This window comes from Aquibacillus sediminis, from assembly GCF_005870085.1.
Lineage (GTDB): Bacteria > Bacillota > Bacilli > Bacillales > Amphibacillaceae > Aquibacillus_E > Aquibacillus_E sediminis.
In genome coordinates this window covers 1-10,574 of sequence record NZ_SZNM01000044.1, presented here as the reverse complement: position 1 = coordinate 10,574, position 10,574 = coordinate 1, and the positions used below count along the sequence as shown (strand labels likewise).

At 31.6% G+C, this 10,574-nt stretch carries 17 protein-coding genes; all 17 read right to left on the bottom strand.

Annotated elements, in window-relative coordinates:
* Window positions 1-133: 133 nt before the first annotated feature.
* The 17 genes from FCI53_RS20465 to FCI53_RS20385 all read right to left on the bottom strand — a co-directional run bounded on the left by FCI53_RS20465 (window position 134) and on the right by FCI53_RS20385 (window position 9,927).
* Window positions 134-466, bottom strand: a complete 333-nt coding sequence (locus FCI53_RS20465; protein ID WP_138420845.1) for a hypothetical protein — start codon at window positions 464-466, stop codon at window positions 134-136.
* A gap of 289 nt (window positions 467-755) precedes the next feature.
* On the bottom strand, window positions 756-956 hold the full coding sequence (locus FCI53_RS20460) for a hypothetical protein (protein ID WP_138420844.1): 201 nt from the start codon (window positions 954-956) through the stop codon (window positions 756-758).
* A 108-nt stretch (window positions 957-1,064) separates the two neighbouring features.
* On the bottom strand, window positions 1,065-1,406 hold the full coding sequence (locus tag FCI53_RS20455) for a hypothetical protein (RefSeq protein ID WP_138420843.1): 342 nt from the start codon (window positions 1,404-1,406) through the stop codon (window positions 1,065-1,067).
* Window positions 1,407-1,649: 243 nt separating this feature from the next.
* Entirely contained in the window at window positions 1,650-2,195 is a 546-nt protein-coding gene (locus FCI53_RS20450) for a hypothetical protein (protein WP_138420842.1), read from the bottom strand.
* Between the two features lie 86 nt (window positions 2,196-2,281).
* Window positions 2,282-2,806 (bottom strand): GNAT family N-acetyltransferase, encoded by a 525-nt coding sequence (locus FCI53_RS20445; protein WP_138420841.1) that lies wholly within the window; start codon window positions 2,804-2,806, stop codon window positions 2,282-2,284.
* Window positions 2,807-2,930: 124 nt separating this feature from the next.
* Window positions 2,931-3,440, bottom strand: coding sequence for a hypothetical protein (locus FCI53_RS20440; RefSeq protein WP_138420840.1), 510 nt, complete (start codon window positions 3,438-3,440; stop codon window positions 2,931-2,933).
* A gap of 95 nt (window positions 3,441-3,535) precedes the next feature.
* Complete coding sequence (locus FCI53_RS20435) at window positions 3,536-3,811, bottom strand: hypothetical protein (RefSeq protein WP_138420839.1); 276 nt, start codon at window positions 3,809-3,811, stop codon at window positions 3,536-3,538.
* A gap of 143 nt (window positions 3,812-3,954) precedes the next feature.
* Window positions 3,955-4,461, bottom strand: a complete 507-nt coding sequence (locus FCI53_RS20430) for an NUDIX hydrolase (protein ID WP_138420838.1) — start codon at window positions 4,459-4,461, stop codon at window positions 3,955-3,957.
* A 45-nt stretch (window positions 4,462-4,506) separates the two neighbouring features.
* Window positions 4,507-5,052, bottom strand: a complete 546-nt coding sequence (lepB, locus tag FCI53_RS20425) for a signal peptidase I (RefSeq protein ID WP_138420837.1) — start codon at window positions 5,050-5,052, stop codon at window positions 4,507-4,509.
* A 114-nt stretch (window positions 5,053-5,166) separates the two neighbouring features.
* Window positions 5,167-5,697 (bottom strand): SurA N-terminal domain-containing protein, encoded by a 531-nt coding sequence (locus tag FCI53_RS20420; RefSeq protein ID WP_138420836.1) that lies wholly within the window; start codon window positions 5,695-5,697, stop codon window positions 5,167-5,169.
* A gap of 124 nt (window positions 5,698-5,821) precedes the next feature.
* On the bottom strand, window positions 5,822-6,178 hold the full coding sequence (locus FCI53_RS20415) for a hypothetical protein (protein ID WP_138420835.1): 357 nt from the start codon (window positions 6,176-6,178) through the stop codon (window positions 5,822-5,824).
* A gap of 192 nt (window positions 6,179-6,370) precedes the next feature.
* Window positions 6,371-6,904 (bottom strand): nucleotidyltransferase domain-containing protein, encoded by a 534-nt coding sequence (locus tag FCI53_RS20410; RefSeq protein ID WP_138420834.1) that lies wholly within the window; start codon window positions 6,902-6,904, stop codon window positions 6,371-6,373.
* 158 nt (window positions 6,905-7,062) lie between these two features.
* Window positions 7,063-7,359, bottom strand: a complete 297-nt coding sequence (locus FCI53_RS20405) for a hypothetical protein (RefSeq protein WP_138420833.1) — start codon at window positions 7,357-7,359, stop codon at window positions 7,063-7,065.
* A gap of 250 nt (window positions 7,360-7,609) precedes the next feature.
* Window positions 7,610-8,158 (bottom strand): DUF2651 family protein, encoded by a 549-nt coding sequence (locus FCI53_RS21625; protein ID WP_171038262.1) that lies wholly within the window; start codon window positions 8,156-8,158, stop codon window positions 7,610-7,612.
* Window positions 8,155-8,658, bottom strand: a complete 504-nt coding sequence (locus FCI53_RS20395; RefSeq protein ID WP_138420832.1) for an RNA polymerase sigma factor — start codon at window positions 8,656-8,658, stop codon at window positions 8,155-8,157. Before FCI53_RS20395 ends, FCI53_RS21625 begins: the two co-directional genes overlap by 4 nt.
* A 333-nt stretch (window positions 8,659-8,991) precedes the next feature.
* Complete coding sequence (locus FCI53_RS20390; RefSeq protein WP_138420831.1) at window positions 8,992-9,186, bottom strand: hypothetical protein; 195 nt, start codon at window positions 9,184-9,186, stop codon at window positions 8,992-8,994.
* Between the two features lie 279 nt (window positions 9,187-9,465).
* The gene (locus tag FCI53_RS20385) at window positions 9,466-9,927 is read right to left on the bottom strand and encodes a hypothetical protein (RefSeq protein WP_138420830.1); all 462 of its coding nucleotides are present in this window, start codon (window positions 9,925-9,927) and stop codon (window positions 9,466-9,468) included.
* Between the last annotated feature and the right edge of the window lie 647 nt (window positions 9,928-10,574).

The window sequence follows — 10,574 nt, the reverse complement described above, 5'->3', positions numbered from 1 at the left end:
CAAAGTAAATTGTAAAAACGCTTAATAGAACTTTCAAGGCTAAAAATAACTTATTACTTTTTCTATATATTTCTTGAATCCTGCTTACCATTTTCAACTTTAACTCACCCCTATTTGAGAAAGTGCCACTTTATCAAAATAAGAGTTGCCAACCGACAACTCCTTGTTCCACTTTTGCTCCCGTTTGTTGAACAATAACTATGTAAAAATATAACCAAAATGTAAGTATAGAAAATACAACAATTAAAATAGCTTTACTTATATTAGATTCTTTTTTGCTAATACCTAACTTCTTTCCCAAAAACCTTAAATACTCCGTTACGAATATAAAGCCAAACAAAACAAAGTTCAGTCCTAGCGTGTCGTTGAAAACTGAAATATACCTCATAGCTGCTAATCCAATTAGGAGAAGACCGATATATCCAATTGTCATATAGAAATAAAGACTTTTTTTCTCATCGTTCATATCAATTCCTCCTCAAAAACACTTAAACTAAGCTGCCCTTCAATAACAAAGGTGCGATCTCCTACTAGAAGAAACGCCCCCGATAGTTTAAATAACTTCTTTCACAACCCCGTATTTGCTAACTGAAGATTACCTTTCACAAGACTGACCAATTGAAAGCTAATAAATCTCTCTTCTGTACTAGTTCTATCACTTTCATAAAAGTAATTTTTGCCTCTGCAATTCCGTTATAGCTGGAGGAAATTCCGATAGTCAGCATAGCCATAACTATTAACCCAACTATCCCAGTCTAATGTTTGAGGTTTTGTTTTTTAATTTCGTGTTTCCATTTTATATAATTTTCTGTTAAACCCCAAAGAGCAAATAGCATTGAAAATACATAAGCCCAAATTGGATAGTTTGGGATGAAAATTGTAAATGATATTATTATTGCAAATATTAAACCAATGATTGTTCTTTCTTTGTATGATTGATCTTTATATCTTTTCAAATTTCTCCCCCCTCGTAAACTAAACTGCTTCATTACAGAAATGGATCAGCAGCTGCTGATCCATAATCCTTGTTGTACATTCGCTCCCGTTACTTTCATAAGAAATAATTAAAGTTCCAATATACTTTTTAACTCAAGAGTTTTTTCCTTAGTCAATCTAGAGTAATTTGAACCCCCATTAAATAAAACTGCACTACCATCATCTTGAAACCATATATACCGTCGAATTTCCGAAACACTTTCATCTGGTCTATCGAGTTGAAAGAATGCTTCTGCCTCATTTTCGATACTAAGTTTATCAATACCCTTTGAATTATCAATGATTGTTCTTAATTTAGTTATTGCCTCTTCATCAGTAATTTCGTTATTAAATTTAACTCCTTCAGTACCCCCATCGTTGAAAGGACTACCTACCTTAATGACTTCATCTGCTGAACACCCTAAAAGCATTACTGATATTCCTATGAATGCAAAAACTTTTTAATTTTAGTTCACTCCCCATATTTTTTCTTAAACATTCTGCCATGTTAATTGAAAAACAATTTATATAATATAATACTATCATAAAATTCAGTCATTTCTTTTTTTCCAAAAAAGAGAAGAACGTCACCTTAAATCTGACGTTCCCCTTGTTGTGTTAATGCATCCCGATAGTTCAAAACTAAAGAAATATAATATAGTCGACTAACACATTTAATTCACCATATCGGGATAAACCTGTCGATAATCCCTGTCTTGAACCGCCAAGGCTATAATCTCACCAAATTCCTCTACTGATATATTAGGATTTTCTTGACCTGTATCCTCTGAGTATAACTGACTTTGAATTGAAGTTAATTTTTCTTCAAGGAATTCTAAATATCTCATTTCCTCTGCCGTTAATTCACCATTTTCAGCAAATTGATGAACAGGTAATGTAAAAAAAGTAAATTTATTCATTGGGATATCTCTACTAACAAATGACCTTCCAGCCTCTAAAGTCATATTGGTTTTCTCGAGTCGCATCCCTAATTCGGTCATATATTTTGTTAATGAACCTTCTTCTAATTCCGTGTATTCATCATTCTCCATATAGGACAAGGTCAAATTTACATTGTCATAAAATTTATTCAAAAAAAGTTTGTACTGATTATTGTTTTCCTCTCTCTCTTGATACAACAAAAAGCCAGTAATTATAAGACCAATAGATAAAAATACTAATAGTATATTTTTCATTTTATGTATTGTAATTTTAGACAAAGCTAATCCCTCCTTATTTTACTACCCTGCTTCAGTAAAAAAAGCGACGGCTTGTTTCGCAATCGCTCCCTATAGTGGAAGAATGATCAAACTAATTTATACATAAGAATGTCATCAGCATATTCATTTTCATTTAATTTAATTTCTTTATTTTTCCGTCCTTCTTCTATAAAACCCATACTTTTGTACAAAGATATTGCTCTTTTATTTGTTGAAAAAACTCCTAAACTTAGCTTTTCAATTAAAGGGTTCTTTTCTGCCCAATTTAATAGTTCGTAAATAAGCATTTTACCAATACCTATCCCTCTATAATCTTTATGTATCATCATTTCAAATGAACCAGTATGAGATAACCTTTTACGGTTTGGCGATTCGAATACTAACCACCCAATAACTTTTATATCTTTTTCAGCTATAATTATTATTTCCCGTTCGTTCACTAAAACTTTCTGTAACCAAATTCTTTGTTGCTCTAGTGTCTTATCAAACTCATCTGGAACTGAAATTAAATATTTATTTTCCATTACAACGTCTCTTTCAATATCCAGAATTGCTTTGGCATCATCTAACTGACCTGTTCGTATGTGAACTTTGGAATCATTATCAGACATAGACAACTCTATCCTTTCCACCTTTAATTCTGGTAATAAAACCATTTTAAAGTATATTACTAAATTAATTGAAAAAGAGGTGTAATCCCTTGTTTTAAGAAACGCACCTGTTTGTTAATAAGCATTACTCGCCAATTTTTGCACCTTCCTTAATGATTTCGTTAAATTCTTTAACAGATAAATCTTTATTTTCCTGACCAGTTTGTTCCGAATACAATCCCTCTTTCATATATTCAATCCCTTTTTGTACTTTCTCCAATTCACTTCTTTGTTCGTTCGTTAATCTTCCATCATCATTAAGTGGATTAGGCATTATTCTTCCTACAAAGAATCTTGGATGAGAAGTAATGTTACTGTCCACTGTTCTATCGCCCATACGCAATAATAAGTTGGTGGTTTCTAAATTGTGTTCTATATTCATTAAGTTACCTGTTATATCCATTTCTTCTCTATTAGATAAAAGATATTGAACAGAGTAGACTGTACTATCTAAATGGGCATAAAACTCGTTTAAATATGCTTCATATTGCCTTTTCTCTTCATTGATTTTCTGGAAATGAAGCGAAAAAGTTATTACAAGTATAACGCTTAACAAAATAAGTGCATAAGTTTTAATTTTCTCTTTTCGGTTCACCTTATCTCCCCTCATTTTAGCATTTTGCGCTATCTTGACTAATAGTGAAACAGCATATCTTTTTGCTCCAGATACGGACTCGTTGTTGAAAATGTTTAATGATCTGAGGCAAAACTGAATTTAATTCCTTTTATTAACAAAACAATTGCTGTAACAATTAACGGCAATACGATACTCCATGAACTTAAAGAAACAGAAGAATGATATAACCCCGAAAAAACAATATCCGTAATCATTGTTAATATGAGTGTCACTAATGGTGCTAACCACCACTTGTTTGTTTTAAAATATACTATAAGTGCAGGTACAATCGTGATGATAGGAACTATGATTAACTGCCATATAAACCCGTCAATTACAAAGTCGCCCATATAACCCCCCCTTCAAAATATTAATTAACTTAATCCTAACATATATTTTTCATGTGCTTTTTTACTACATTTTGAACTGCTCCATACCTACAAAAGAAGTATTACCGTTGTTGTGGTAATGCCACCGTTTGAATAAGAAAAAATTATTTAGATATGTATCCTTTTAAAATAGCCTGAAGCATTGCATAACAAAGTTCTGAATCTTTAATAATGTTTTCTTTAACTTTTTTAAGGCAGTCATCTATATTTATTCTATAAATCTCAATTGTTTCGTGAGATTCAAGCTGCTGTCCATTACACTGTTCAATTTCTTCTGTATAGAATACATGCGTAATTTCGTTGCTTATCCACGATGCAGGCAACAATTCCCCAAAATAATGAACCTCTCCGCATTTAAACCCTGTTTCTTCCAAAAACTCTCTTTTTGCTGCCTCTTCTAAGCTTTCTCCCCGTTCAACCCCACCGCCGGGCAACTGAATAGTATAGGTTCCAATCGGTTTCCGAAACTGTTTAATAAGTATAAAGTCTTCCTTTTCTCTTGCAAGTATTACAACTGATTCATTTTCTTCAGCAGAAAAATATGTACGACCATACGCATCTTCGATAACCTTAGTCTCATTTTTATCCAATATTATTTTGTCATCTTCCATCAATATACCTCCTGAAAAAAGCAGCTATAGTTTAACGAAATAGTTTTAATTCATTACACCTACATCATTAAATGGATAAAACCGAAACTTGGCTTCGCCGACAACTAAATCATCTGTGATAAATCCGAATGCTCTACTATCGTTACTTCTAGTACGATTATCTCCTAAGACGAAATAATGATCATCTGGTACAACGGAATTATCCGTGATTTCCTGTAAAGTAAAATCATTAGTTTTTGGTTCTACCTGTCTACCATCAACTTCAGTATTAACATAAGGTTCGCTATAAGGTTTTCCGTTAACGTACAATACATCATCTTTCACCTCTACACTGTCCCCAGGTATTCCTATTATCCTTTTCACATATTGTTGTTCTTCATCTGGTGCATTGAAAACAATCAAATCAAATCTTTCCAATGGAGTTGTTTTCGTCACTATAAGCTTATTATTATCCGTAAGTGTTGGAAACATTGATTCACCTTGAACAACAACAGGAGCAAAAAGAAATTGACGACATACAAGCACGATAATAAAAGCAAAACAAATTGATTTTATCCAAGACATAATTTCATTTTTTGTTTTTTGTTGCATCTTTTCTCCTCCTAAATAATATTACAGAATTAAATTGCGCTATTACATTTTACTAGAAAATAGTATGTTCTCGTTCTTCAAGGTAAGCTCCCTTTTGTTGAATAACAAATTAAATCAGTTTATCAGTATTTCAATATCATCTGAGTGCTTTACTAGTAGACTATCGACATAGTCATTTACTTTTTCAGTATATTCATCAGCAGTATCTTCTTCATTTAATTGCCCAACCTCTTTTTCTAAATATTTCGTAATATAAGCACTTCTCTCAGTGGATACATCTAAATATTTTTTATAATATTCTTCTTCTGTGACACCTAATTTTTCAGCCTTTGCTTTAGCGTACTCTGATTGTTTTTCTGTTTGTTCTTGTGGGAAAGGAGAGTTAATTGCTTTAAGTTCTTCCACTTCTTCAGATATGTTTATTCCCATTTTCTTTGCTTCCTGAACCATTATTTCTTCTTTTACATAATCTTTTACTGCTTCATTTAATCCTTTTTCTTCAGGGTTATAAAATAGTCGTACGTCTGCAACAGTAATCTCCTTATCGTCAACTACCGCTATAACCTCTTCATTATTATATTGATTTGAACAACCAGCGATAATTACAGAAATAAGAATTATAAGCATTAAAACTATTTTTTTCACTTAAAACATCCCCTTTTGAAAAATATCTTATTAAATAAAACTGCTCATTACAGAAAAGATCAGCAGCTACTGATCCAAAATCCTTGTAGTATATTCGCACCGTTGAATAAGATATTCGTATATATCACAAAGGTACTATGAACATAGAGATAATAATAATTAATCCCCCTGAGTAACCAAGTAAATTAATAACCATTTTATATTTTGGATTTGTATTTTCGTCTTCTTCTTCTCCATACTCTTCATACACCTTATGTTGTAAATGTTCATCGGGAATAATAACATCTGCATGGTTAACTCGACTTCCAAAGAATATCAAACGATGAATTTTTATTGAGGGTAAAATTAGAATGAACCCTATAATAGTTCCTCCTAAGCCAATTACCCCTCTGTTAAGGCGGGATGTAAATATAAAGGATATAAGAGATAAGAGTATAAATATTCCAACAGTAATATATATAACAGTCTTTAGTTTTCTCAAAATTCCCCCTCCAATATATATACCAGTAGTCATCCTTTATATATTTTTTACGAATGATAGTCATGTAATGTTTCATATTCATACAAGAATGCAACCATAAAACAAAATAGGAGCTGCCTCATCAGCACAACTCCTTTTTCAACTTTTGCACCCGTTTGTTTAAGTGTGTTTTTTCACAAACTAAAATTAGAACTATGTTTTATCTATTATTTGCTGTAATATCTTTTTACTTTCTGCGTCTTTTAGTCTTGGTGTTCGACCAATTTGTTCATAAACCTCTTTCTCTTCCAAAAGTTGCGTTGGATTTAATGTATGGGCTGATATACCATGCAACATAAAAGTTTGCAGAAGCAAAGAATCTGGTCTCCACACCCATTCAGGTAATCCATTCAATATAAGGTCTCCAGTGTCTGAACGGGTTATATAGCTAAACGTAATTTCTACATTCCCCTTACAAAAATCAGACTGCCTATCACAAAATTCTTCTTTCACTTTTGTTTTTTCGTAACCTTTTTTTAATAGTTCATTTTCTAATCGTTCTCTATGTTGTACCCACATTACTAAATCAATATCGTCATGTAACCGAGTAACTTTACCAAGTAGAAAGTCAATTGCCCATCCGCCTCGCAACCAGAATTTAATACCTAACCCTTCAGAAATGGCACTAATTTCACTCAATACTTTTAACTGTGACTTGGTATGCGTCTCAATAACTTCATGTGTCATGGGAACATCTCCTTTCTCCCAACATTTTTAAAAAAGTAGCCGATTAAAGTAATCTCCCCAATAGCACCATAAAAGTTTAGCGAGAGTTTCTTAAACTCTCGCTCGCCGTTTATTAAACAAAACTTTATTATTATCATTCAATCTGACAAACTCTAGGATTAGCCCATCCACATTCCCCAAACAAAGATGGACCATAATGAAGTCGGAATACCTATAAGAGCACTTGTAATCAGATAAAAAGCAAACAATTTCTTTTTGTCATTGTTTTGAAAAACAAATTGTAAGGGGATAAAAATATACAAACCTATGCTAATAAATGTTACTAAAGTTATAAAAGTAGTAGCCTCTATAACCGAATACGTATCATTCAGAAAATAAGAAATATCTTGAGCGTATACCCCTAAGATAGTAGCAATAACAAGACCTATGATTGAGAAAATATTACGTATTATCACGATTCCCCCCCTTTTGTTCTACGTTAATTCCTTTTTAATTATGCTGCTTCGTTAGTTTATTAACTATTGAGAAGTTCTTATTGTAGGATTCTGCCCTTTACTCCAATAAGAAATAGGAGCTGCCAAATAATCCTGCCCTTTACTCCAATAAGAAATAGGAGCTGCCAAATAAACAACTCCTTGTTCCACTCTAGCTCCCGTTAATTTAAGTGTATAACTTCACAATTTAACAAGATTATTATCATAAATTTTAAAATTGATTATTTTTACGTTTTGAAAAATACAGTACACCTTTTCCAACTAAGGCACCTAATAAACTTATAATTGTATATACAATTATCCAAATCCAGAATGTTAGATTCATAAAAATAAGCACACTTATAATGCCACCTAATAATGTAACAGACGGTCCTATCCATAATTTTTTAAACAGGATAAAACTCAATAAACCAATGAAAAATGTTGCAATAGGATAAATCATCAAAATCGATTGAAACTCATTTATATTCAAGAACATCATTGAACCATAAATACCAACAAGAACACCAATTAAAACCGCAATCAACATCATATTATTTATTTTACTTTTAATGCCTTTGATTAGTTTTTGATCATTTTTTTCTGCACCAATATCAAGTGAATCCATATTAGGTAAATCCCTTTTAACATTTTTAATATAATTCTTACAGTCTTCACAAGAATTAAGATGTTCCTTAACAAATTGATTGCTATCTTCGCTTGTAAGATTTTCTACATATATAGGGATTAAATCCTTTACAATATCACATTTTTTACTCATGCTTCCTCACCTCCATAAATAATTGAAGTCAGTTTATTTTTGGCTCTATAATAATTAACCCTTGCCCATGTATCCGACTGATTAAAAATTTCCCCAATATCTTTAAAACTTAATTCGCTATACAAACGTAAGATAATTATCTCTTGTTGTGGTTGTTTGAGTTTCCTTATAGCATCTAACATACAAATCGCTTCTTCTTTTTTCTCATATATATCTTCTGGAGTTTCCCTGTTAGAAGCCTGATCTTCAAATTGAGATACATCCTCCTCTGCATGGACTTTCTCATTCTTTTTTAAATAGTTATAAAAAGTATATTTTGCAATCTGAAATAGCCAAGTAGAAACTTTACTGTGTCCCTTAAAACGATGAATGGATTTAAAGGCTTGAAAAAATGTTTCTTGTGTCAATTCTTCTGCGATAGAATTTTTTCCTGATAAATAAACCAAATATTTATAAATCTGTTTGTTGTATTTAATGTATAACTGTTTAAACTCATCCAATTATTTACCTCCTTTCGAATGTATTCAGTATGTAAGTGTCTGTATAAGGTAAAACGTTACAATTATTTTAAAGAAATTTAATAAGGGGTAGGATTTCCCTACCCCACTGTGTTAATGCTCCCGATAGTTTAAGTAACTTCTTTCACAACCCCGTATTTGCTAACTGAAGATTACCTTTCAAATACTACCAATTGAAAGCTAATAAATCTAACTCTCTTCTATAATAGTTCCATCACCTTTATTAAAAGTAATTTTTGCCTCTGCAAATCCGTTATAGCTGGAAGCAATTCCGATAGTCAGCATAGCCATAACTATTAACCCATCTAGCCTAGTCTAATGTTGAGTTTTTTTAATTTCGTGTTTCCATTTTATATAATTTTCTGTTAAACCCCAAAGAGCAAATAGCATTGAAAATACATAAGCCCAAATTGGATAGTTTGGGATGAAAATTGTAAATGACATTATTATTGCGAATATTAAACCAATGATTGTTCTTTCTTTGTGTGATTGATCTTTATAACTTTTCAAATTTCTCCCCCTCGTATTTAACTAAACTGCCTCTCATCATTTCATCATTCTCATCCGTTAACGCAATAAGTGTACAGCTTTATTAGCTGGTTTACTAAAAATAGTAGTCAATTCGCTTATTGACTTTTTATCTATTTTTAATATCAATTATTTCTTTTTCCTTTTTCTAAATTTTCAACTCGGTTTTTCAAATCCTTATTAGTTTCCTTTTTAGAACGGACATACTTTGTAAGTAATACTATTTAATTTTATATATCACCTTTAAAACTGTTTACTTTTTTATTTCTCATCTTTAATAAAATGAAGTGTTTCAGAACGCCGATTATCTTTTTCTCCCCATTCAAATGTTATACTACTATCTTTTAATAATTGCTTCATTTCTGACAAACTCATTCCTTTGCTATATCCTATTTTATTTACACGATTTTCAATTTTATCAAAGGATATAATTGTTCCGTTTTTGCCCAAATTTTTTCTCTCCCATATTGATAAAGGTTCAGCCATATCAGTTTCCATTGAAACATTTAACATTTTTTCATTAGGATCATTGATAACATAAGTTATATTAATGTACCATGAAGAAAATTCATCTTGTTCCATTGTATATTCTAAAGTCCAATACTCTCCTTCAACTACATTTTTCCAACTTTTGATGGTATCTTGTTCACTACAAGATACCGTAAATAATATTCCTAAAAACAAGAACACAATAGTGATGTTTCGGATGATATCCCCCCTCATATAGATAAATCTCTTGTTTCACTAACTCTGCTTCTTTAACACAAAAAATGACTGTATCCCTTGTTCCAGATAAGCATCCCGTTAATGGAATACCAAAAAACTACCCACCATATTGAAGAATTAACTGATAAATAGCTATGCAAAGCCCTAAAATACTTGCTTTCATTTTAGATGGATGGTTTCTTTTGCTAAGAAACAAGTAAAAGAAAACCATTATAAATCCCAAAGGTATCCATAGCTCTCGAGAAAAAATCGGAGAAATGTAACAGCTAATCAGAAAGTAAAAGAAAACTGTGGAGCGTCGTGTCTCTAATTGCTTACTCCACCTTACTAATAAGAAAATAATAATTATTGCAATAATTGTAATGTGTAATGGGGGGAGAACAATGGCAAAGTCTCCAAATCTAAATAATTCCATACTGTATAATCCTCTCTTTACAATTTAAAAATAAATTGATTTCACCTTCCTCCATTAACCTGCTCCAATAGTGAAATAAGCGTTTCTGCTTGTTCCAGAAACGCACCCGTTAACGCAATAAGAAAACAGCTACTAACAATCCTTTATTTACTAAAGCCTATTCTCTAATTTTGATAAATCAATTTACCATCAGCTGAAATTCCAGAGACATGACTTTTTAGAATGTCTT

What these genes read in the sequence shown, in the direction of transcription:
- FCI53_RS20430 (WP_138420838.1), bottom strand. Translation starts at nt 4,461, where the DNA reads ATGGAAGATGACAAAATAATATTGGATAAAAATGAGACTAAGGTTATC.
- FCI53_RS20410 (WP_138420834.1), bottom strand. Translation starts at nt 6,904, where the DNA reads ATGACACATGAAGTTATTGAGACGCATACCAAGTCACAGTTAAAAGTA.
- FCI53_RS20455 (WP_138420843.1), bottom strand. Translation starts at nt 1,406, where the DNA reads ATGCTTTTAGGGTGTTCAGCAGATGAAGTCATTAAGGTAGGTAGTCCT.
- FCI53_RS20385 (WP_138420830.1), bottom strand. Translation starts at nt 9,927, where the DNA reads ATGAGGGGGGATATCATCCGAAACATCACTATTGTGTTCTTGTTTTTA.
- FCI53_RS20465 (WP_138420845.1), bottom strand. Translation starts at nt 466, where the DNA reads ATGAACGATGAGAAAAAAAGTCTTTATTTCTATATGACAATTGGATAT.
- FCI53_RS20445 (WP_138420841.1), bottom strand. Translation starts at nt 2,806, where the DNA reads ATGTCTGATAATGATTCCAAAGTTCACATACGAACAGGTCAGTTAGAT.
- lepB (WP_138420837.1), bottom strand. Translation starts at nt 5,052, where the DNA reads ATGCAACAAAAAACAAAAAATGAAATTATGTCTTGGATAAAATCAATT.
- FCI53_RS20435 (WP_138420839.1), bottom strand. Translation starts at nt 3,811, where the DNA reads ATGGGCGACTTTGTAATTGACGGGTTTATATGGCAGTTAATCATAGTT.
- FCI53_RS21625 (WP_171038262.1), bottom strand. Translation starts at nt 8,158, where the DNA reads ATGAGTAAAAAATGTGATATTGTAAAGGATTTAATCCCTATATATGTA.